This window comes from Thioalkalivibrio thiocyanoxidans ARh2 (genome assembly GCF_000385215.1).
GTDB lineage: Bacteria > Pseudomonadota > Gammaproteobacteria > Ectothiorhodospirales > Ectothiorhodospiraceae > Thioalkalivibrio > Thioalkalivibrio thiocyanoxidans.
Genome location: NZ_ARQK01000059.1, coordinates 77,776 through 98,755 on the forward strand (window position 1 = coordinate 77,776; position 20,980 = coordinate 98,755).

At 67.2% G+C, this 20,980-nt stretch carries 26 protein-coding genes and 2 tRNA genes; 11 read left to right on the forward strand and 17 right to left on the reverse strand.

The window, feature by feature from the left end:
• Positions 1-40: 40 nt before the first annotated feature.
• The gene (gene moaD, locus G372_RS0111465; protein WP_018863445.1) at positions 41-274 is read left to right on the forward strand and encodes a molybdopterin converting factor subunit 1; all 234 of its coding nucleotides are present in this window, start codon (positions 41-43) and stop codon (positions 272-274) included.
• A 1-nt stretch (position 275) separates the two neighbouring features.
• Complete coding sequence (locus G372_RS0111470) at positions 276-713, forward strand: molybdenum cofactor biosynthesis protein MoaE (RefSeq protein ID WP_019623955.1); 438 nt, start codon at positions 276-278, stop codon at positions 711-713.
• 230 nt (positions 714-943) lie between these two features.
• Here G372_RS0111470 and G372_RS0111475 read toward each other — a convergent pair whose 3' ends face one another.
• From G372_RS0111475 to G372_RS0111495, 5 genes are all read right to left on the reverse strand, one after another.
• A complete protein-coding gene (locus G372_RS0111475; RefSeq protein WP_019623956.1) occupies positions 944-2,296 on the reverse strand; it encodes a DegQ family serine endoprotease in 1,353 nt (450 codons plus the stop codon).
• Positions 2,297-2,318: 22 nt separating this feature from the next.
• Positions 2,319-3,233 carry a DnaJ C-terminal domain-containing protein gene (locus G372_RS0111480; protein ID WP_018863448.1) on the reverse strand — a complete coding sequence of 305 codons (915 nt, stop codon included), beginning with the start codon at positions 3,231-3,233 and terminating at the stop codon, positions 2,319-2,321.
• 242 nt (positions 3,234-3,475) lie between these two features.
• Positions 3,476-3,907: an Hsp20/alpha crystallin family protein gene (locus G372_RS0111485; RefSeq protein ID WP_026278900.1), complete on the reverse strand. Its 432-nt coding sequence runs from the start codon at positions 3,905-3,907 to the stop codon at positions 3,476-3,478.
• A gap of 99 nt (positions 3,908-4,006) precedes the next feature.
• Positions 4,007-4,234 carry a DUF2835 family protein gene (locus tag G372_RS0111490; protein WP_019623957.1) on the reverse strand — a complete coding sequence of 76 codons (228 nt, stop codon included), beginning with the start codon at positions 4,232-4,234 and terminating at the stop codon, positions 4,007-4,009.
• A 9-nt stretch (positions 4,235-4,243) separates the two neighbouring features.
• Entirely contained in the window at positions 4,244-5,107 is an 864-nt protein-coding gene (locus G372_RS0111495) for a YicC/YloC family endoribonuclease (protein ID WP_019623958.1), read from the reverse strand.
• 165 nt (positions 5,108-5,272) lie between these two features.
• On the opposite strand from G372_RS0111495, the gene rph reads away from it, so the two are divergent.
• From rph to G372_RS0111520, 5 genes are read left to right on the forward strand one after another with little or no spacing between them, the layout of a single operon-like run.
• A complete protein-coding gene (gene rph / locus G372_RS0111500; RefSeq protein ID WP_019623959.1) occupies positions 5,273-5,992 on the forward strand; it encodes a ribonuclease PH in 720 nt (239 codons plus the stop codon).
• A gap of 3 nt (positions 5,993-5,995) precedes the next feature.
• On the forward strand, positions 5,996-6,607 hold the full coding sequence (gene rdgB / locus G372_RS0111505) for an RdgB/HAM1 family non-canonical purine NTP pyrophosphatase (RefSeq protein WP_019623960.1): 612 nt from the start codon (positions 5,996-5,998) through the stop codon (positions 6,605-6,607).
• Positions 6,608-6,628: 21 nt separating this feature from the next.
• Positions 6,629-7,834, forward strand: coding sequence for a radical SAM family heme chaperone HemW (hemW, locus tag G372_RS0111510; protein WP_019623961.1), 1,206 nt, complete (start codon positions 6,629-6,631; stop codon positions 7,832-7,834).
• Positions 7,834-8,028 carry a zinc ribbon domain-containing protein gene (locus G372_RS0111515; RefSeq protein WP_018863455.1) on the forward strand — a complete coding sequence of 65 codons (195 nt, stop codon included), beginning with the start codon at positions 7,834-7,836 and terminating at the stop codon, positions 8,026-8,028. Before hemW ends, G372_RS0111515 begins: the two co-directional genes overlap by 1 nt.
• Positions 8,025-8,273 carry a transcriptional antiterminator, Rof gene (locus tag G372_RS0111520; protein ID WP_018863456.1) on the forward strand — a complete coding sequence of 83 codons (249 nt, stop codon included), beginning with the start codon at positions 8,025-8,027 and terminating at the stop codon, positions 8,271-8,273. Before G372_RS0111515 ends, G372_RS0111520 begins: the two co-directional genes overlap by 4 nt.
• A 93-nt stretch (positions 8,274-8,366) precedes the next feature.
• Here G372_RS0111520 and rho read toward each other — a convergent pair whose 3' ends face one another.
• Entirely contained in the window at positions 8,367-9,626 is a 1,260-nt protein-coding gene (gene rho, locus G372_RS0111525) for a transcription termination factor Rho (protein WP_018863457.1), read from the reverse strand.
• 211 nt (positions 9,627-9,837) lie between these two features.
• Positions 9,838-10,164, reverse strand: coding sequence for a thioredoxin TrxA (gene trxA, locus G372_RS0111530; protein WP_012983830.1), 327 nt, complete (start codon positions 10,162-10,164; stop codon positions 9,838-9,840).
• Between the two features lie 105 nt (positions 10,165-10,269).
• Between trxA and G372_RS0111535 the strand changes: the two genes are divergently transcribed.
• Positions 10,270-11,598 (forward strand): DEAD/DEAH box helicase, encoded by a 1,329-nt coding sequence (locus G372_RS0111535; RefSeq protein ID WP_018863458.1) that lies wholly within the window; start codon positions 10,270-10,272, stop codon positions 11,596-11,598.
• Positions 11,599-11,635: 37 nt separating this feature from the next.
• Here G372_RS0111535 and G372_RS0111540 read toward each other — a convergent pair.
• The 3 genes from G372_RS0111540 to G372_RS0111550 all read right to left on the reverse strand — a co-directional run bounded on the left by G372_RS0111540 (position 11,636) and on the right by G372_RS0111550 (position 12,389).
• Positions 11,636-11,711: transfer RNA gene (locus tag G372_RS0111540), tRNA-Thr, on the reverse strand.
• Between the two features lie 81 nt (positions 11,712-11,792).
• Positions 11,793-12,230: a Fur family transcriptional regulator gene (locus G372_RS0111545; protein ID WP_019623962.1), complete on the reverse strand. Its 438-nt coding sequence runs from the start codon at positions 12,228-12,230 to the stop codon at positions 11,793-11,795.
• An 85-nt stretch (positions 12,231-12,315) separates the two neighbouring features.
• A tRNA-Gly gene (locus tag G372_RS0111550) sits at positions 12,316-12,389 on the reverse strand.
• 66 nt (positions 12,390-12,455) lie between these two features.
• Between G372_RS0111550 and thiS the strand changes: the two genes are divergently transcribed.
• From thiS to trmB, 3 genes are read left to right on the forward strand one after another with little or no spacing between them, the layout of a single operon-like run.
• Positions 12,456-12,662, forward strand: a complete 207-nt coding sequence (gene thiS / locus G372_RS0111555) for a sulfur carrier protein ThiS (protein WP_018863460.1) — start codon at positions 12,456-12,458, stop codon at positions 12,660-12,662.
• Positions 12,663-12,721: 59 nt separating this feature from the next.
• Positions 12,722-13,528 (forward strand): thiazole synthase, encoded by an 807-nt coding sequence (locus tag G372_RS0111560; protein ID WP_018863461.1) that lies wholly within the window; start codon positions 12,722-12,724, stop codon positions 13,526-13,528.
• A 2-nt stretch (positions 13,529-13,530) separates the two neighbouring features.
• The gene (trmB, locus tag G372_RS0111565) at positions 13,531-14,259 is read left to right on the forward strand and encodes a tRNA (guanosine(46)-N7)-methyltransferase TrmB (RefSeq protein ID WP_019623963.1); all 729 of its coding nucleotides are present in this window, start codon (positions 13,531-13,533) and stop codon (positions 14,257-14,259) included.
• A gap of 25 nt (positions 14,260-14,284) precedes the next feature.
• On the opposite strand, the gene G372_RS0111570 is transcribed toward trmB, so the two are convergent.
• The 7 genes from G372_RS0111570 to G372_RS0111600 all read right to left on the reverse strand — a co-directional run bounded on the left by G372_RS0111570 (position 14,285) and on the right by G372_RS0111600 (position 20,846).
• A complete protein-coding gene (locus G372_RS0111570; RefSeq protein WP_018863463.1) occupies positions 14,285-15,625 on the reverse strand; it encodes an MFS transporter in 1,341 nt (446 codons plus the stop codon).
• A 132-nt stretch (positions 15,626-15,757) separates the two neighbouring features.
• Entirely contained in the window at positions 15,758-16,828 is a 1,071-nt protein-coding gene (metA, locus tag G372_RS0111575; protein ID WP_018863464.1) for a homoserine O-succinyltransferase MetA, read from the reverse strand.
• Entirely contained in the window at positions 16,828-17,679 is an 852-nt protein-coding gene (locus G372_RS0111580) for a hypothetical protein (RefSeq protein WP_019623964.1), read from the reverse strand. Before G372_RS0111580 ends, metA begins: the two co-directional genes overlap by 1 nt.
• A 13-nt stretch (positions 17,680-17,692) precedes the next feature.
• Positions 17,693-17,839: a hypothetical protein gene (locus tag G372_RS14390; protein WP_018139463.1), complete on the reverse strand. Its 147-nt coding sequence runs from the start codon at positions 17,837-17,839 to the stop codon at positions 17,693-17,695.
• Positions 17,840-18,157: 318 nt separating this feature from the next.
• Positions 18,158-18,721, reverse strand: coding sequence for an isochorismatase family protein (locus G372_RS0111590; RefSeq protein ID WP_018863466.1), 564 nt, complete (start codon positions 18,719-18,721; stop codon positions 18,158-18,160).
• Positions 18,718-20,070: a TolC family outer membrane protein gene (locus tag G372_RS0111595; RefSeq protein WP_018863467.1), complete on the reverse strand. Its 1,353-nt coding sequence runs from the start codon at positions 20,068-20,070 to the stop codon at positions 18,718-18,720. Before G372_RS0111595 ends, G372_RS0111590 begins: the two co-directional genes overlap by 4 nt.
• A 119-nt stretch (positions 20,071-20,189) precedes the next feature.
• Entirely contained in the window at positions 20,190-20,846 is a 657-nt protein-coding gene (locus G372_RS0111600) for a protein-L-isoaspartate O-methyltransferase family protein (protein ID WP_018863468.1), read from the reverse strand.
• Positions 20,847-20,980 lie beyond the last annotated feature (134 nt).

Below are 20,980 nucleotides of genomic sequence, written 5' to 3' on the forward strand. Positions count from 1 at the left end.
CTATAATGCTTGACTTGAACCCGTGATGACAGGGGCCCGCATGACCGTAACTGTTCACTACTTTGCACGCCTGCGCGAGGAACTGGGTCGCGCCGACGAAACAGCCGAGCTGCCCACCGAATCGATCTCGGTGGGGGATCTCTGGCGGCACCTGCATGGCGACGCCCCGCCGGAACGCCTGATGGTGGCGGTCAACCAGGAGCAGGCTGCACTGGATACGGTTGTGCGCGATGGTGACGAGGTCGCCTATTTCCCGCCGGTGACCGGGGGCTGAGGTGGCCGTCGAGCTCTACAGCGAAGACTTCGACCCCTGGGCGCTGGTGGCCCGTGCCGAGCGGGATATCCCGGCCGAGGCGCGCGGGGCGGCCAGCGTGTTTGTCGGGCGCATGCGCGACTTCAACGAAGACGACACTGTGACTGGGCTGTTCCTGGAGCACTATCCCGGCATGACCGAGCGCGAACTGGAGCGCATCGTCGCCGAGGCCGAGTCGCGCTGGCCGCTGCTGGGCTGTCTGATCGCGCATCGTGTAGGGGACGTGCGGCCCGGCGATGCCCTGGTGCTGGTGGCCACCTGGTCCGCGCACCGGATCGCCGCGCGCGATGCCTGCTCCGACATCCTGGAGCGCCTCAAGCACGAGGCCCCGTTCTGGAAGCGCGAACGCCTCGCCGACGGCAGCGACCGCTGGGTCGAGAAGAACACCCCCGGCTTCTGATCCTTTCCTTCTCCCCCAGGCGCTTGTCTGCCAGGCCCGGTCATCCCGGCCGCAGCGAAGCGGAGAGCCGGGATCTCCTGCGCAAGGCTGACAACAGGCCCCGAGATCCCGGATAACCGCTGCGCGGTTTCCGGGATGACGACATTGGGGCTGCGCGGTGGAAGACCCCCTGTGGGAGCCTGCTTGCAGGCGAAGCCCCTGCCAAAGCCGGAAGGGGAGACAGGTCGGTATTAGCGCAGCGTCAGGTAGAGCGTCTGATTGCCGCGGCGCAGTTGCAGCTCCAGTGCCTGGTGCGGCGATAGCTGGCGCGGCAGATCGGCCAGGTGCTCGACGCGCTGGCGGTTGATCGCCAGCAGCACGTCGCCGGGGCGGAGCCCGGCCTGGGCGCCCGGGGTGCCCGCTTCCACGTCGATGATCACTACACGGCTGCGCCTGGTGCCGGGTGGCGTGTGTTCCGCCAGGCGAACGCCCTCCAGCCGTGGGTGAATCGCCGCACCCTCGGCCTGCCGGATTTCGGGGCGTTCCAGGCGCGCGGTCAGGGTGCGCTCGCGGCCGTCGCGCAGGATATCCAGTTCCACTTCGCTTCCCACCCGCAGCAGGCCCAGGCGATTGCGCAGATCGGCTGCATTGCGCACCGCCTGTCCGTCGACTTTCAGCACCACGTCGCCGGCCTCGATCCCGGCGCGGCTCGCGGCGGAGTCTGGCTGCACGTCGGTAATGACCGCGCCCTGGCTGGCGTCGAGATCGAAGGCCTGCGCCAGCGCCGGCGTCAGGTCTTGGATGCCGACGCCCAGTGCGCCGCGCTCGACGCGGCCCTCGGCCACCAGCAGGTCCTGGATCTGGCGCGCCATGTTGGTCGGGATCGCGAAGCCGATGCCGATGTTGCCGCCGCCGCGCGCCAGGATGGCGGTGTTGATGCCGACCAGTTCCCCGCGCAGGTTCACCAGCGCGCCGCCCGAGTTGCCCGGGTTGATGGAGGCATCGGTCTGGATGAAGTCCTCGAACCCGGAGCCGCCCAGGCCGCTGCGCCCCAGCGCGGAGACGATGCCGCTGGTGACCGTCTGGCCGAGACCGAACGGGTTGCCGATCGCGACGACGAAGTCGCCGACGCGCAGGGCATCGGAATCCGCCAGCGGGATCGCGCGCAGGTTTTCGGCGTCGATGCGGATCACGGCCACGTCGGTCGCCGGGTCGGTACCGACGACCTCCGCCTCGTACTGGCGGCCGTCGTACAGGGTGACGAGGATCTCGTCCGCGCGCGCGATCACATGGCTGTTGGTCAGGATCGTGCCGTCGTCCGCATCCACGATCACGCCCGAGCCGAGCCCCTGACGCTCGCGTTCGCGCTGGCGCTCGGGCATGTCGAAGAAACGGCGGAAGAACGGGTCGTCGAACAGCGGGCTGACGGATTCCACCACGCGGGCGCGGGTAGCGATATTGACGACCCCGGGGATGGTGCGTTCCAGCATCGGGGCCAGCGAGGGCAGGGGCTGGCCGTCGACCTCGGCGGGGAGTTGCGCCAGCGCCGGGCCGGCCCAGGCCAGGGTCGACAGCAGAATCAGGAAAGAGACCAGCCGACGCATGCGCGCTCCTTGTGTCCGTGAACTACGGCGTCAGCCCCGCGCGCGGCGCAAACGAGGACTGTTCCGCCATCTTGCGGTACCAGTCGCCGGCCTCGTCCTCGGGCGGGGCCTGGATCATCAGCTTCAGATACAGGTCGCCGGGCGGCTTGCCCGGCAGGCCCTTGCCCTTCAGGCGCATCTGCTTGCCGGACTGCGAACCCGGTGGGATCTTCAGATTGACCCAGCCGTGCGGCGTGGGGACCTCTATGGTGGCACCCAGTGCGGCCTCCCAGGGGGTGATCGGGATATCGCGGTAGAGGTCGCGGCCGTCGACACGGTAGCGGCTGTCGGGCTTGATGCGGATCTCCAGCAGCAGGTCGCCGGCGCCGCCGGTCCCCACACCCGGGTCGCCCTGGCCGCGCACGCGCAGGCGCGAGCCGTCCTTGGCGCCGGCCGGGATGCGCACGCGCTGCACGCGCCCGTCGGCGTCGTTCACGGAGATCTCGGTGCCTTTCAGCGCCTGATCGAGCGTGATCTCGACTCGGCCTTCGCGGTCGGCACCGCGCATGTTGAAGCCGCCCGTGCCGCGGCGACGGCCCGCGCCGCCCATCCCGGCACCGCCGAAGATGGACTCGAAGAAGTCCGAGAAGCCGCCGAAATCGGCCCCGCCTCCCGCACCGGCCCCACGGTGCTGGGTCCAGCCGTCCCATCCGGGCGGTGGACGAAAGTCCTGCCCCTGGCGCCAGTTGGAACCGAGCTGATCGTAGGCCTTGCGCTTTTCCGGGTCGCCGAGGGCCTCGTAGGCCTCGTTGACCTCCTTGATGCGCGTCTCGGCGTCCGGGTCCTTGCTGACGTCCGGATGGTACTTGCGTGCCAGCTTGCGGTACGCCTTCTTGATGGCGTCCTGGCTGGCGTCGCGGCTGACGCCGAGGATCTTGTAGTAGTCCTTGTATTCCATTGCACTCCCAGAGTTGCCTCTGTCCGAACCCCGGGGAACACCCGGATCCCTCCGTGGGTTATCGGCCCGTGGCCGACCCTTCCCATCATAGCCGGGATCCGGCTGTCACCCGTGCATCGGTCTTGTGAATCGCCTCGCATGCATCCTTTGGTGACTTCCAAAAAACGGGGCGCCGCCCGCTCGCGCCGGCAGCGCCCGAATCGTCCGCAGCCACAGCGGTCGCGGACGGGTTTGGTGCCGGATCAGCTGGCGATCTCGATCCGCCGCGGCTGCACGCGTGCCTGTTTCGGGATGCGAACCTCCAGCACCCCGTTCTCGGAGCGTGCGGAGATGTTTTCGGCATCGGCGGTATCCGGCAGCGAGAAGCGGCGGAAGAAGGTGCCGCGCACCCGCTCGATCCGCTTGTAGCCGTTTTGTTCCTCTTCGCTTTCGTGCCTGCGCTCGCCACGCAGGGTCAGCACGCCGTTCTCCATGTTGAGTTCGATGTCCTTCGGGTCCACGCCGGGGATGTCGGCGTGCAGTACGTAGGCATCGTTCTCTTCGCGGATATCCACGGCCGGCGCCCAGTCCGAAGTCGCGGCGGAGTCCTCCGTGCCGGACAGCTCCGGCATGCGGCCGAGTTCGCGCGACAGCTGACCCAGCAGGCTCCACGGTTCGTAACGCATCATTGTCATGGCCTTGCCCTCCTCTTGCGGGTGTCAACTCTGACTCATGCATGGAGATAGGGGTCCCAGAGGGAATTTCAAGGGGGCTGTGGGCGTTTCGGCGGACGTTTATGAGTGCTCCAGCCGACGGAAGTCCAGCAGGCGATGCTGGTTATCGGTGACCAGCTCGAACACGCCATAGACGCCGCGCTGGTCCAGGTGCTGGCGCAGCAGTCGGGCGGGAAACTGCACGCTGATCCCGCCCTCCGACTTGGCGTAGACGACCGCCGCGCGCCCGGTGTAGTAGTCCTCCATCTCGTGGCGCGAGATGGCCAGGCGTACGCGGTAGCGATGCATCGACCCGGTCTATTCCAGGTTCTGGACCTGTTCGCGCATCTGCTCGACCAGGACCTTCATCTCGACCGTGGCGCGGGTGATCTCCAGATCATGCGACTTGGAGGCGAGGGTGTTGGTCTCGCGGTTGAACTCCTGCATCAGGAAATCCAGGCGCCGGCCGCTGGGGCCACTGTTGCCCAGGATTTCGCGCACCGCCTTTACGTGGCCGTCGATGCGGTCCAGCTCCTCGGCGATATCGAGGCGCTGTGCCAGCAGCGCGACCTCCTGTTCCAGTCGCTTCGGGTCCAGGCTCAGGTCCAGCTCGTTGATGCGGGCCAGGGTGCGGTCGCGCTGCTCGGCCAGCATCGGGTCTCTACGCTGCCGAATGAACGCAACCTGTTCGGCCACGGCCTCAAGGCGTTCGCGCAGGCCACTGACCAGTTCCTGGCCTTCGGCTTCGCGCATCGCGACCAGGGCGTCGATCGCGGTGTCGAGTCCAGCAAGAATGGGGGTGGCAAGGTCGTCGGCGTCGACCTTGGTCGCCTCCAGCACACCGGGCCAGGCCAGGATGTCCAGCGGCGATACGCTGGCATCGTGTTTCATCATGTCGGCGATGGACTCGGTCGCCTCGATCAGCGACTGCACGCGTTCTGCGTCGTACGCCTCAGGCGAGCCCCGCGACTGGCCGCGATCGCGCAGCGCCACATCGACCTTGCCGCGAGCGAGCCGCTTCTTGAGGCGGTTGCGCACCTCGGGCTCCAGCGCCCTCAGGGCCTCCGGCAGGTGGATGCGCAACTCGAGATAACGGTGGTTGACGCTCTTCAGCTCCCAGTCGTAAACCCCCTGGTCCAGCGTCATTGGCTGCCGGGCAAAGCCGGTCATGCTCGCGATCATAAAGTCCCCTGTTGATAGCCCTGCGCGTGGTAGCAACCCCGTGCGCGTGTGACTCGCCGGAGGCCTCGGCCACTGCGTGCCCCCGTTCGCTCGCGGGCGCGCTCATGTGAGAGCCTCCCTGTCTCCCGTATACTGCGCGCCTCTCCAATCTACCAAGGATCAAGCATGCGACCCAGTGGCCGACAAGCCGACGAGATGCGCCCGGTGCGTTTTACCCGCCATTTCACCCGGCACGCGGAGGGTTCCGTGCTGGTGGAGTTCGGCGACACCCGGGTGCTGTGCAACGCGACCATCGAGTCGCGCGTGCCGCCGTGGCTGAAGAACAAGGGCCGCGGCTGGGTGACGGCGGAGTACAGCATGCTGCCCCGCTCGACGCATGACCGCATGGCGCGCGAGGCCGCGCGCGGCAAGCTGGGTGGTCGCACCATGGAGATCCAGCGCCTGATCGGCCGCTCCCTGCGCGCCGTGGTCGACCTCGAGGCCCTGGGCGAGCGCCAGATCATCGTCGACTGCGACGTGATCCAGGCCGACGGCGGGACGCGTACGGCCTCGATCAGCGGTGCCTATGTCGCCCTGCGCGACGCGATCCGCAAGGCGCGCGAACAGGGCATGATCCGCAAGGATCCGCTGCACGGGCATCTGGCGGCGATCTCGGTGGGCATCTTCAACGGCACGCCGGTACTCGACCTGGATTACGACGAGGATTCCCAGGCCGAGACCGACCTGAACCTGGTGATGAACGAGGCCGGCGGCGTGATCGAGATTCAGGGGACGGCCGAGGGGCATGCCTTCCGGCGTGACGAGCTGAACCAGATGCTGGATCTCGGCGAGAAGGGCATCCAGCAGATCGTCGAGGCCCAGCGGGCGGCGCTGGCCGAGGGCTGAGCCATGGACCCGTCCCGTCGCGTCGTCCTCGCCACCGGCAACCCCGGCAAGCTGCGCGAGATCCGGGCCCTACTGGGGCCTCTCGGGCTGGCAATCGAGCCGCAGTCGGAGCATGCGGTGCCCGAGGCCGACGAGACCGGGCTGACCTTTGTCGAAAACGCGATCCTCAAGGCGCGCAACGCCGCGCAGCATACCGGCCTGCCCGCGATCGCCGATGACTCCGGTCTGGAGGTCGATGCCCTGCGCGGCCGGCCGGGTATCTACTCCGCCCGTTATGCAGGGCCGGAGGCGGACGACGCGGCGAACAACGCCAGGCTGCTGGAGGCGCTGGCGGGCGTCCCCGAGGCGCAGCGAACCGCACGTTTTCGCGCGGTGGTCGTGTTTCTGGAGCATGCCGAGGACCCCTCGCCGCTGATCGCCGAAGGGGTCTGGGCGGGGCGTATCGTCGAGCAGCCCAGCGGTGCTGGCGGCTTTGGCTACGACCCGCTGTTCTTCGTGCCGGAGGAGGGCTGCACCTCGGCCGAACTGCCCCCGGAGACGAAGAATCGCCTGAGCCATCGCGGCCAGGCGCTGGCCAAACTGGTGGCACAACTGCGGGAACGTGCCGATCACTGAGCCGGCGCCTATGCTCGCGTCATGAGCGCATCCGTGACCCCGCTGCCCCTGGCTTTGTATGTCCACCTGCCCTGGTGCGTGCGCAAGTGCCCGTACTGCGACTTCAATTCCCACGAGCCGCGAGGCGAGGCCCCGTTCGACGCGTATGTCGAGGCGCTGATGCGCGACCTCGAGTCGCAGCTGCCGGATGTCTGGGGGCGGCGCGTGGACAGCGTGTTCATCGGCGGCGGGACCCCCAGTCTGTTCCCGCCCGAGGCAATGGCGGACCTGCTCTCCGGTCTGCGTGCGCGGCTGCCCCTGCGCCCGGATGCCGAGATCACGCTGGAGGCCAACCCCGGCACCGTAGATCGCGCGTACTTCCGTGGCTACCGCGAGGCCGGGGTCAATCGGCTGTCGCTGGGCATCCAGAGCTTCGACGACGCCATGCTCGAGCGCCTGGGGCGTATCCACGGCGGGGCCGAGGCCCATGCCGCGGTCGAGCATGCCCGCGGCGCCGGGTTCGACAATATCAACCTGGATCTGATGTTCGGCCTGCCGCAGCAGTCTGTCGAGGCTGGGCTGGCCGATCTCCAGGCCGCAATCGATCAGGAACCCGAGCACATCTCCTGGTATCAGCTGACCCTGGAGCCCAACACCTATTTCGCCGTCCGGCCCCCGGTGCTTCCGCCGGATTCCACGATCGAGGAATTGTTCACACAAGGGCAATGTGTGCTGGCTGCGGCTGGCTATACTCGATACGAGGTTTCCGCGTATGCCACGAGAGGGCGGGAATGTCGGCACAACCGAAATTACTGGACGTTCGGCGATTATCTCGGCATCGGGGCCGGGGCCCACGGCAAGCTGACGCTGCCGTCCGACGGGCGGGTCCTGCGACGGGTCAAGCCGCGCCAGCCCGCCGCCTACCTGGAGACGCCCGATCGGCACCGGGACCAGCCAGTTCCGGCCGCCGAGCTGCCGTTCGAGTTCATGTTGAACGCATTGCGTCTGGTAGAGGGGGTGCCCGCGCATCGGTTCGAGGAGCGCAGCGGGCTTGCCTTGAGTGCGCTGGAGCCCGCTCTGGGTGTGCTGCGGGCGGAGGGGCTCCTGGTCGCGGATACGCAGCGATTGCAGGCGACCGAGCGCGGTCTGGCACTGTTGAATGAGATTCTGGAGCACTTTTTGCCGGAGGATGCGGCGGGTGCGGTAGCCGGTGTCCGGGTGCTTGCGGGTCCGGGGGAGGTGCGGTGATGCGACCGGTCGAGTTTGTCGGGTTTATCTGCCCCTGGTGTGGCGAGCCGGGCGAGACTACCGTGGAAATGGTCAGTACGGACCGGGAATGGGTCGAGGACTGCGGGGTGTGCTGTGCGCCGATCGTCTTTCGGCGTGTTGAGAGCCCGGATGCAGAGATTCCGCAGGTAGAGGCCATACGGGAGGGTGAATGAGCCTGACCCCGCCGTACAAACCGATTGCCTGCGAGCGCTATTCCGAGCTGGAACTCGCGATCCTGCGCGGGCACCACCTGCGTACCCACTGGCGCCGGGGCGAGATGGACCGGATAGCGGTGGTGCGGCCGCTGGACCTGCGCACGCGGCGCGGGGCCGAGTACCTGATCCTGCGCGATGCCGCGGGCCGGCGGCAGTGGTGGCGGCTGGACCGGCTGGTCAGCTTCGAACCGGTGCCCGGCTGATACGCCGTCCTTGCGTGGCGGGCGTCTGGCTTGCTCCTGGAGATCGCTTCGCTGGCGCTCGCGATGACGGGAAGGGGCGGGGGCCGTTTCCCGTCAGCTGCGCTTCATCTGGTCGAAGAACTCGGAGTTGGTCTTCGAGGACTGCATGCGACCGAGCAGGAATTCCATCGCCTCGATGTCGTCCATGCCGTGCAGGAACTTGCGCAGGATCCAGAGCTTTTGCAGCTCGTCCGGCGCGGTCAGCAGTTCCTCGCGGCGGGTGCCGGAGCGGTTGACGTTGATCGCCGGGTAGATGCGCTTTTCGGCGATTCGCCGCTCCAGGTGCACCTCCATGTTGCCGGTGCCCTTGAACTCCTCGTAGATCACTTCGTCCATCTTGGAGCCGGTATCCACCAGCGCGGTGGCGAGGATGGTCAGGCTGCCGCCCTCTTCCACATTGCGCGCGGCACCGAAGAAGCGCTTCGGCCGGTGCAGGGCGTTGGCGTCCACGCCGCCGGTGAGCACCTTGCCGGAGCTGGGGGCAACGGTGTTGTAGGCGCGCGCCAGGCGGGTGATGGAATCGAGCAGGATCACCACGTCGCGCTTGTGCTCGACCAGGCGCTTGGCCTTCTCGATCACCATCTCGGCGACCTGCACATGGCGCTGCGCCGGCTCGTCGAAGGTGGAGGAGACCACCTCGCCCTGGACCATGCGGTCCATCTCGGTGACCTCTTCCGGGCGCTCGTCGATCAGCAGCACGATCAGGTAGCACTCGGGGTAGTTGGCCGCGATGCTCTGGGCGATGTTCTGCAGCATCAGCGTCTTGCCCGCCTTGGGCGGGGAGACGATCAGGCCGCGCTGGCCCTTGCCGAACGGGGAGACGATGTCGATCACCCGCGCGGTGATGTCCTCGGTGGAACCGTTGCCGCGCTCCATGCGCATGCGCTCGGAGGCGTGCAGTGGCGTCAGGTTCTCGAACAGCACCTTGTGCCGGGCATTCTCCGGCGGCTCGAAGTTGATCTCCGAGACCTTCAGCAGCGCGAAATAGCGTTCGTTGTCCTTGGGCGGGCGAATCTTCCCGGCGATGGTGTCGCCGGTGCGAAGCCCGAAGCGCCGGATCTGGCTGGGCGAGACGTACACGTCGTCCGGCCCGGCCTGGTAGGAGCTGTCGGCGCTGCGCAGGAATCCGAAGCCGTCGGAGAGGATCTCCAGGACTCCGTCACCGTAGATGGCTTCGCCGCTTTTGGCATGGGCCTTCAGCAGGGCAAAGATGATGTCCTGCTTGCGGGCACGAGACATGTTCTCGATGCCTTTTTCTTCTGCAAAGGCAACGAGATCGGCAGCGGACATCCGCTTCAGTTCGGTCAGGTTCATTCGTGGGGTGCTGTTTTCAACGTGGATGATCGGCGACCGGGGATGGCCGCTCGGCTTGCCTTGGATTGAATATCGGGGGCAGGTAGCGGTCTGGCGACCGCCTGAACTGAACTGATGGTAAGCGACGTGCCCGCCTGGGGCAAGGCCTGAAACAGTTTTTTGGTGCTTGTTTGTGCCCCGGGCCGTTCGGGCTGGCCCGGGGCGTACCGGATCAGAGGTGCTGGTCCAGGAATGCGGTCAGCTGCGACTTGGACAGCGCACCGACCTTGGTGGCTTCGACGTCGCCATTCTTGAACAGCATCAGCGTCGGGATCCCGCGAATGCCGTATTTCGGCGGCGTGGACGGGTTCTCGTCGATGTTCAGCTTGGCGACCTTGACCTTGCCGGCGTATTCTTCGGCGATTTCATCCAGAATGGGGGCGATCATCTTGCAGGGCCCGCACCATTCGGCCCAGTAGTCCACCAGGACTGGCTGATCTGCCTTCAGGACGTCTTCGTCGAAACCGGCGTCCGACGTGTACACAATTTTGTCGCTCACTCCGAGCCCTCATCACTTGGGTTGGGGGAACAGCCTGCAACGCCGGCTGTACGGCCCTTACTATCGACGATCATCGCCAGACAGTTCAAGTAACAGAGGATTCACATGACCGATCCCGCGCAGGAAACGCCCCGCTTCGACCAGCTTGATCTGCCCGAGGCCGTGCAGGCGGGCATCCGCGCCACCGGTTTCGAGACCTGCACACCGATTCAGGCGCTGACCCTGCCGATTGCGCTGGCCGGGCGGGATGTTGCCGGGCAGGCGCAGACCGGCACGGGCAAGACGGCGGCCTTTCTGATCGCCACCTTCAACCGCCTGCTGCGTCAGGCCCCCGCGCCGAATCGCCGGGCGACCGATGTGCGCGCCCTGATCGTGGCCCCGACCCGCGAGCTCGCGATCCAGATCCACAAGGATGCCGAGATGCTCGGGCGCGAAACCGGACTCAAGCTGGCGCTGGCCTACGGCGGAACCGGCTACGACACCCAGCGCGAGCAGCTGGAGGCTGGCGCCGACATCCTGATCGGCACGCCGGGCCGGATCATCGACTACTTCAAGCAGAAGGTGTTCGGGCTCAAGCACACCGAGGTGGTGGTACTGGACGAGGCCGATCGCATGTTCGATCTCGGCTTCATCAAGGACGTGCGTTTCCTGATGCGTCGCTGCGCCCCGGCCAGCGAGCGGCTGTCCATGCTGTTCTCGGCCACGCTGTCGCTGCGCGTGATGGAGCTGGCCTACGAGCACATGAACAACCCGGAAAAGGTCCAGGTCGAGGCCGAGACCCTGACCGCGGATCGCGTGCGCCAGGTGATCTACTACCCGGCGAACGAGGAGAAGATCCCGCTGCTGCTGGGCCTGGCGCGCGACCTCGAGCCGGAGCGGGCCATCGTGTTCGTGAACACCAAGCATGGTGCCGAGAAGGTCTGCGACTGGCTGAACGCGAACGGGCAGAAGGCCGCGCTGCTCTCCGGCGATGTGCCGCAGAAAAAGCGCTCGAGCCTGCTGGAGCGCTTCACCGCGGGCGAGTACACCTTCCTCGTGGCGACCGACGTCGCGGCGCGCGGGTTGCACATTCCCGCCGTGACCCATGTGTTCAACTTTGATCTGCCGCAGTCGGGCGAGGACTACGTGCACCGCATCGGGCGCACGGCGCGAGCCGGGGCCGAGGGTGATGCCATCAGTTTCGGCTGCGAGGACTCCGCGTTCTACCTGCCGGATATCGAGTCCTATCTCGGCGAACGCATCCCCACCGAGAGCGTGGCCCCGGAGGCCCTGTTCAGCGACCCGGTGCGCCCCAAGCCGCGCCCGCGCAAGCCCCGCGACGACCGGCGCGGCGGCGGTCGCGGGGGCAGCGGGCGCGGTGATGCGCGCGGGTCGGGCGGCGGCCACCGTCATCGCGGCGGAAGCGGCAAGCCAAGGGGCCCCGGCGGCGCCTGAGGGCCGGGCCGGCCGATGCAGCGGGAAACAGGGGAAATGGTGCCGACGGCAGGAGTCGAACCTGCGACCTATCGATTACGAATCGATTGCTCTACCAACTGAGCTACGTCGGCGAAGCGCGCCATAATAGCGGGGGTGGGGCTCGACAACAATCCCGCGCGGCTTTGAGTGCGGTTGGCGACGCGGGGGATGGATCAGACCTTGCGGCTGCTGACCCGGATGATCACGTCTACGCCCAGCAGTTCCTTGCCCGTCGGCAGCGCAGGCAGGTGCGAGATATCGACCCGCGCAGGGTCGACGTCTTCCAGCTCGCCGGTATCGGTGTGGAACAGGTGGTGGTGCGGGTTCAGGTTGGAGTCGTAGAACAGCTTGGTCGGGTCGACCACGACCTCGCGCACCAGCCCCTTTTCCGCGAACAGCTTGAGCGTGTTGTAGACCGTGGCCTTGGAGACGCGCGACGAATGCTGCACCAGGCGACCGAGGATCTGTTCGGCACTCAGGTGCTGGTGGCGCGCGAACATGACCCGCGCGATCTCCACGCGCTGCTCGGTCGGCGAGATCGCGTGTTTGCGCAGCAGGGCGCGTGCGTCGTCGACGTCCAGCAGATTCGGATTGTCAGATGTAGCAGACATATTCCGGACAATATAACAGCCGCTGGATCACGTCCAGATCACGTCAGTCCGATGGGGGGTCCGGAGGCGCAAGCCTCTGATAGAATGGAGCGGGTGATGGGAATCGAACCCACATTAAGAGCTTGGGAAGCTCCCGTTCTACCATTGAACTACACCCGCTTGAGTCGGCGATTGTAGGCCTTGCCGGCCTCCGGCTCAACGGCAAACGATCCTGACTAGGTAACGATGCAGATCCAGTTGAACGGCGAACCCTTCGAACTCCCCGATGATGGCGAGGCAACCCTGGCGGCGCTGATCGAGGCGCGTGGCCTGGGCGGTCGCCGGCTGGCGGTGGAGGTGAACGAGGAACTGGTGCCGCGCAGCGAGCACGCCGCACATCCGTTGCGCTCCGGCGATCGCGTGGAAATCGTGCAGGCGATCGGGGGCGGGTAGGCGCACAAGACTCTCCTGTCCGTACCCCATCCGCAATTACTTTCAACGAAGGAATCACCATGACCGAATCGGCCGCCGCGTCTGCCGACGACCTCTTCCGCGTGGGCACACGCGAGTTCACCTCCCGCCTGCTGGTGGGTACCGGCAAGTACCGCGATCTTGACCAGACCCGTGATGCCATCGAGGCCAGCGGGGCGGAGATCGTCACGGTCGCGATCCGCCGCACCAACATCGGCCAGAACCCGGACGAGCCCAACCTGCTGGACGTGATCTCGCCGGAGCGCTACACGCTGCTGCCGAACACAGCCGGCTGCTTCACCGCCGATGACGCGATCCGTACCTGCCGTCTGGCGCGCGAGCTGCTGGACGGCCACAACCTGGTGAAGCTGGAGGTCCTGGGCGACGAGAAGACCCTGTACCCGGACGCGTTCGAGACCGTGAAGGCCGCGGAGATCCTGGTGGCCGAGGGCTTTGACGTGATGGTCTACACGACGGACGACCCGCTGCTGGCCCGGCGGCTGGAGGACATCGGCTGCCAGGCGATCATGCCGCTGGCCGCCCCGATCGGCTCCGGGCTGGGCATCCAGAACCGCTACAACATCCGCGAGATCGTCGAAAACGCCCAGGTGCCGGTGCTGGTCGATGCCGGCGTCGGTACGGCCTCGGATGCCTCGATCGCGATGGAGCTGGGCTGCGACGGGGTGCTGATGAATACCGCCATCGCGGCCGCCGACGACCCGGTGATGATGGCCTCGGCCATGCGCCACGCGATCATCGCCGGGCGCCAGGCCTATCGCGCCGGGCGCATGGCGCCGCGCCGCTACGCCTCGGCCTCCTCGCCACAGACCGGCCTGTTCTTCAGCTGAGCATGAGTGAGTCTGCCGATTCGACTTCCGGCGACAAGCCGTTCTACCGCCGTATCCGCAGTTTCGTGCGCCGCGAGGGGCGGCTGACGGCGGGGCAGCAGCGCGCCCTGGACGAGCTGTTGCCCCGCTTCGGGCTCGCACTGCCGGAGCCCGCGGCACCGCTGGACCTGGCGGCCGTCTTCGGTCGCGAGGCGCCAGTCACGCTGGAGATCGGTTTTGGTGACGGCGAGAGCCTGGCCGAGCAGGCCGCACAGAACCCGGAGCGCGATTACATCGGCACCGAGGTCCATCGCCCGGGGGTGGGTCACCTGCTGCGCGAGGTGGAACGGCGCGGCCTGACCAATGTGCGCGTCTCCGACCACGATGCCGTGGAACTGCTGGAGCACTACATCGCGCCGGGCGCCCTGGACGGGATGCAGGTGTATTTCCCCGACCCCTGGCACAAGAAGCGCCACCACAAGCGCCGCCTGATCCAGCCGCCGTTTGTGCGCCTGCTGGCCTCGCGCATGCGCCCGGGCGGGCGGCTGCATCTGGCCACCGACTGGGCCGAGTACGCCGAACACATGATGGCGGTAATGGAGGAATGCGCACCGTGGTTCGAGCCGGATGGTCCGGTGCCGGCCCCGGGGCGGCCGCCGGAGCGCCCGGTGACCAAGTTCGAACGGCGCGGCGAGCGGCGCGGCCACGCGGTAGCGGATCTGCTCTACCGGCGCACGGACGCCGAGGCCTGACAGGTTCAGGGCCTCCCCGGGCGGCTCAGGCCTCGTCCATCCACCAGGCGCTGACCGCGCCGGCCAGGCTCATCAGCGCGAGCACAAAGATCGCGGCCTCCGTGCCCGCGAGCTGCGCCAGCAGCCCGAACAGCCCGCCCACGAGCAGCAGTGCCCCGATCACGGTATTGCTGACGGCGGTGAACGCGGCGCGGGTCTTCTCGGTGGCCATGTCGACCAGATAGGTCTTGCGCCCCAGCCGCACGCCGGCATGGCTGACCCCCAGCAGGAAGAACAGCACGGCATAGATCACCCCGCCCGGCACCAGCGCCGAGCCGGTATCCACCGGCGCGAACCAGACACTCAGCGCAACCAGGATGCCGAGCCCCGCGGCCAGAAGGCCCGAAAGGATCAGTACCCAGCGAGAGGAGCGATCGGACAGGCGCCCCCAGACCGGGGCGCTGACCGCCGAGGCCAGCCCGCTGGCCAGGATCAGCAGCCCCAGCGTGCCCAGATCCCCCGAGGTCGCATCCTCCGCCAGCAGGACGTAGAACGGCAGGGCCAGGGCCGTGCTCATCAGCAGTGCGCGGGTGAACACGAAATGCCCGAACGCGCGGTCGGTCCACAGCAGGCGCACCGAGGACAGGGCCTGGGTGATTGCATTGCCGCCGCCCTCGGTCGAGCCCGGTGCCTCGCGCAGGCGGGTGAAGGTCGCGGCCGCCACCCACCAGGCCCCGGCGGAGGCAGCCAGCAGGGCGACGAATACGCCAATACCGGCATCCTCGAGGTTCGCCAGGGTCAGATAGACCCCCAGCCCCAGCGTGAAGAAACCGGCCAGCGAGGCGGCATAGCCCATCACCGTGCCGCGGCGCTGCTTGGCAATCGTCTTGCCGAGCACGTCCTTCGAGGCCACCGAATTGATCCCGCGCGCCAGCGCGAACACGGTCAGCAGCCCGAGGATTGCCCAGCCCGCGGCTGTGCCCTCCAGGGTCAGGGCGACGATCGCCATCCCGGCAACCGCCAGGCCCGAGAGCACCGAGCCCAGGATCCAGAACCCCTTGCGGATGGCGCGGCGGCGAATGGAGGCGGCGACGAACAGCTGCGGGAGCAGCGAGCCGGATTCGCGGATCGGGACCAGGAAGCCGGCAAACGCGGCCGGGGCACCCAGTGCCCCCAGCAGCCAGGCCAGCACCAGCCGTGCCGAGGCCAGCTCGTCGCCGATCTTGCTCAGCGTGTTGGAGATCAGGTGGACGAAGAAGTTGACCGGCTGCGCGCGGCAGGCATCCTCCGGGATGTCCTTGCAGACGCGCGCGTCCTCCTCCCCGGCGATGGTCTCGTACAGGTGCAGGATCGGACGCGGCAGCTTTTCCGAATCGGTCTCGGCCATGGGTACCTTTGGTTGCCAAGGAGGCTCCTCGCGCTGTCACTGCGAGGAGCGAAACGACGAAGCAATCAATTCTCGAAGCAACCGGCCCCTGCTCTGCCGCGTCGCATCCGCGAAATGAGGGAGCGGACGGGGTTAGCGCCGGCCGGCGAGCGGGTCGTTCGGGTCGACGCTGTCGCGAAACGGCTTGCGCCGGTCGAGGTTCGTCAGCTGGTAGACGTTCCCCAGCCAGTTGTTCATTACCGCCAGCGCCGTGTCGTGCCAGGTGTTGTCCAGGCGGTCGAGCAGCAGTGCCTCCGGCAGTGCCGGGATCTCGGTGCAGTGCTCGACGGCGGCCTCCACGTGTTCGCGGTGCTCGTCGAGGATCGCGGCGGCCTGCGGCAGCAGGTAGTTTTCCGGCAGCGGCGGATAGGTCTCGCGCTCGCCCTGGATGTAGCGCACGACCTCGCGCTTGTACTCCTTGAGCAGGCTGATCGAGTCGTACTCCGGGTGCCCCTGGAAAAAGACCATGCGGAAACCATCCGGCGACGCGCCCAGGTGAATGCCGGCGTCCTCGCTCTCGACCAGTACGCGCAGCCCGTGGCGCTCGAACTGCTCGCGCGAGACATCGTTGTAGCGCGAGTGCGGCACGTCGAAACGCGTGTTCACGCCGGTGACCAGCGGGTGGCCGCGGTCCACCACGCGGTGCGGGAACACGCCCCACAGCTTCTCGCCCATGTGGCGGCGATGCTCGCCATAGCGCGCCTGCAGCACGGCGTGGGTGGCGAGGCAGGAGCACAGCGTGGAGGTCACGTTGTCCCAGGCCCAGTCGACGACCTCCGCCAGCGGCTCCCAGAACGGCTCCAGCGCCAGATCGGGCTGGGTCACGTTGGCCCCGGTGATGATCAGCGCGTCGAGGCCCTCCTTCTTCAGGTCCTCGAAGTCCTCGTAGTAGTGCTTGATGTGATCGCGCCCCTTCGGTCCGCGCTTGAGCTGCGGCAGGGTGAAGGGGTGGATGTAGAACTGCGCGATCTGGTTGCTCTCGCCGATCAGGCGGAAGAACTGGCGCTCGGTGGCCGCCAGGGCGGCGTCCGGCATCATGTTCAGCAGCCCGATATGCAGTGCGCGGATCTCCTGCTGCTGGGCGAAGTCGCTGGGCAGTACGGTCTCGCCTTCGCTCTTCAGGCGGGCGAAGGTAGGCAGGTCGGAGTGGGCAACGAGTGGCATTACAGTCGCGCCTCCCGTTCCAGGGCCATGCAGACCAGGTCATCGAAGTCCGTGGCGTTGCGGACCTGTGCCAGCTCCGTGGTGCTGATGGTGTAGCCGTGCGCCTCGGCGATCGCCTCGTAGCGCGGCAGACGCGCGCGGAACAGGCGCGAGAACACCCAGCGCACAAAGGCGTCCGGGTCGATCTGGGCGACATAGTCCAGCCCCTCGTCGCGCATGTACTCGGCCAGCTGCTGGTCGAGGAAGGCCTCGCGGTAGTACAGCGGCTTCGGGTCGCGTTCCGCGCGCTCGATCAGCTGGCGCTCGTCCTCGTCGGTCGCCTTGATGTAGAGGATCAGCGTGTGCTCGGCGAGGGTCTCCAGCACGCCGGGGCTGTCCAGCTCGCAGACCGAGCCCCCGGCATCGTTGACGAAGTGCGGATACCCGAACAGCGTCTGCGACTTGTGGATGAAATCCGGCACGTCGAGCATCGCCTGCACCTCGGCCTCGTGGTGCAGGTTCTGGCGGCGCTTGAACTCGGTCAGCGGCAGCCCGCCCAGCTCCGGGTTGCCGAGCTTGCCGAGGAAGCTCGCGACCGGGTGCAGGTTGTCCACCGTGATGTTGTTGATGATCTGGATCGAGTCCGAGCGCAGCAGGTCGCGCAGAAACGGCACGGCCATGGCCTGCGCCTTGATGTTGTCCAGGATCGGCTCGCTCAGGTAGCGCGTGCCAATGCGGTAGTCGCCCGAGTAGTGGAACCACTCCTCGCGCCGGAGCATGTTGGACAGGCGTGTCTTGCCGACACCGGACATCCCCAGCAGGGTGATCCGGCGGTGGTCGAGCTGGCGGTATTCTTCGGGCGAAAGGCGCATGTCCGGGTTTCGGTTAACGTCGCAGGATGAACAGGATACCGGCGATCACGGCCAGGCCGCTGATCACATAGTGGTCGTACTGAAACTGCAGCCCCAGCAGGCCGCGCAGGCCGAACAGGATCAGCCACGCGCCCAGCAGAATGTTTCCAAGCATGCGCATCCCTGCGGATCTCCTTCTTGATCGACGTGAATGTCTAGGGAGACGCTGATTTAATCGCGCGTCCGCGCTCGAGTCGCTTTTGCGTGCGAACAAGGCGCGGTGACTGCCGTGCAGTCATTCTGCACAAGGGAACCGCAACGCCGTTCCCGCGCAAAAGCGGCCGAGCCCCTGCTTTCAATGGCTTGTGGGGTTGGTGCCCCCTGTTCCCCGATCCTGCGTTGCGCCGCTTGCGGGTAGAACCACTACCCGCTGCACGACGCGCCTTGTCTCGAAAAACAGGGGGCACCAACGCGGACGTGCGATTAAATCAGCGTCTCCCTAGCGGATGAGTTGGCTTAGCTCGCGAAACTGCGGGTCGGCCGCGTCGCGCAGCCATTCGAACAGCACCGATTCGTGGTTCGTGATGATGGCGCCGGCTGCACGCAGGCGCTCCAGCCCGTTGCGCTTGCGTGCGACGTCGCGCGAGCATACGCCGTCCTCGACGACGAATACGGTCACGCCGGCGTCCAGCAGTTCCAGCGCCGTCTGCGTGACACAGATGTGGGTCTCGGCGCCGGTCAGGATGATCTGGTCGCCGCCGGTCAGGCGCGCGTGCAGGTCGTCCTCCGCACAGCAGGAGAAGGCCGTCTTGTCGGTCAGCGTGCCGTGTCCATCCAGTGCCTGCTGCAGGCTCGCGGCGACCTCGCCCAGCCCCTTCGGATACTGGCGCGAGACCTCGATCGGGATGCCCAGCTTGCGCGCGGCTTCGATCAGGCGTGCGGTGTGGCGTTCCACCGCCTCGCGTTCGCTGTCCGGCATTGCGGCCAGCAGCCGCTCCTGCAGGTCAATCAGGACCAGGCGGGAACGGGCTCGGTCGCAGCGGGCGCGCGGATCGGCCGTCATTGCTCCAGCAGCTGGTCAATCGATTCCAGGTCCGCGACGCTCAGGCGGCCGGCCGCACGCTGCAGGCGCAGGGAGTCGGCGAGAAAGCCGTAGCGGGCCTCGGCGTAATCGCGCTCGGCACGGAAGACCTCGCGCAGCGCCAGCAGCACGTCGACCTGGGTGCGCGTACCGACCTCGAATCCGGCCTCGGCCGACTCGAACGCGGCCTGGGTGGAGATCAGTGCCTGCTCCAGCGCACGCACGCGGGAGCTGTTCGCGATCACCGACAGGTAGGCGTTGCGGGTGTCCTGGGTGGTGCGGCGTTCAACGAGCGACTGGCCTTCCTGGGCGGCCTGGAAGTCCTCGCGCGCCTGCCGGGTCAGTGCGCTCACGCGCCCGCCGGTGTAGAACGGCATCTCGAGACGCACGCCGACCTGGGCTTCCGTGCCTTCGTTGAACAGCGGGCCCACGCCCTGCGCACCAGCACCGCCGTCATCGATGCCGTGGAAGCGGGTCTCGCTGACCGACGCGTTCAGGTTCAGTCGCGGGTGACCCTCGGCGCGCTGGCGCTGGATCTGCTCGCGGGCGGTCTCGGTCGTCAGGCGCTGGGCGGCCAGCTCCAGGTTGTTTTCGAGTGCGATGTCCACCCATGCCTGGGGATCGGCCGGCTCCGGCGGGGTCAGTTCCGCATCCTCGCGCAGCACGTCGAGCTCGTCCCAGTAGGTGTTGGTGATGACCGCCAGCTGCTCGCGCGCCACGTCCAGCTGGTTTTCGGCGGCGATGCGCTCGGCCTCGGCGATGTCGCGCTGGGCCTGGGCCTCTTTCACGTCGGTGCTGGCGATCAGGCCCACCTCGAAGCGGCGTTCGGTCTGCTCCAGCTGGCGCTCGATGGCCTCGAGCTCCGCCTCGCGAAAGGCCAGCGTCTCCTGTGCAACCAGCACATCGAAGTAGGCCTCGGAGACGCGCAGGATGAGGTCCTGGCGGGCCGCATCCAGCTCCGCCTCCGCGCGGGCGATCTCGAGGTCGGCCTGGGTCAGTTCAATGAAATTGCGCCGGTCGTAGAGGCTCTGCATCAGCGACACGCCAAAGCTGGTCTGACGCCCGTCGAAGCTGGGCTGGTCGCGGTAGTCGTTGTAGAAGGCGCCGGCCTCGGCGTCGCCGGTGATCTGGGGCAGGAACGCGGAGCGTGCGATCGGACGGTTCTCGAGCACGCTGCGATACTCGGCCTTGGCCGCGCGCAGCTCGGCGTCTTCCGTGGCGGCGCGTTCGTAGACCTCGAGGAGGCTGGCGGCCGAGGCGGGATTTGCCACCAGCAGGGCAATGCCGGCGGCGGCCAGCGTGGAAGAGATGCGTTTGACGGACCAGTTCATCGGCGCGGCTTCCTGAACGGACGGGAAAGCCCCATCGTAGGGAAACGCCGCGCAATGTGCACGCGGATCCGTGTTTCCCGGATGGGAGCCCCGGCATGCGAGCTGCCGGGGACGGGGCGTCAGAATTCGAACGCGGGCTTCGGCTCGAACCCGACCAGCGGCTCCACGCGGGTCTCGAACAGGACGTCGTGGCGGACGCTGTCCTCGGTGGTGCGGGTGATCAGGTTGGCATGCATGATCGGGCCGTCCCCGGTGATCACGAACAACCGGCCGCCCAGGGTCAGGTAGCGCTCGAGGAAGTCGTTGTATTCCGTCATCGCGCCGGTCACCACGATCACGTCATAGCGCTCGCGCGGCGGAGCCCACTCGGTCGTCACCGTGGCGGTGCGCAGGCTGGTGTTGTCCAGGCCGAGATCCACCAGCGTGTTGCGCGCCTTCAAGCGCAGTTCGTCGACGCGCTCGATGGAGTCGACATGTGCGGCCAGGCGCGCCAGGCAGGCGGTGACATAGCCGGAGCCGGTGCCGATCTCCAGTGCCGTCTCGGTCGGCTGCGCGCCGGCGGCCTGCAGCAGCCTTCCGATCACGACGGGTGGCAGGGTGTGCGCGCCATGGCCCAGCGGGATCTCGGAGTCCGCGTACGCCAGGGCCTTGTAGGCGTCCGGCATGAAGCGTTCGCGCGGGAGCGTTTCCATCACGTCCAGCACGCGCATGTCCAGCACCTCCCAGGGGCGGACCTGCTGTTCGACCATGTTCATCCGGGCCTTGGCGAAATCCATCGCGGTGTCCTCGAGTACGTCAATAGCGGCGAAAGAGTACGTTCGCGCGCGCAAGCAAGCAAGTTGTAGGAGGCCAGCCCTCTGGCCGATTGAATCTGGCCAACACTCCAATCGCAGAGGAGACTCGACCCCTG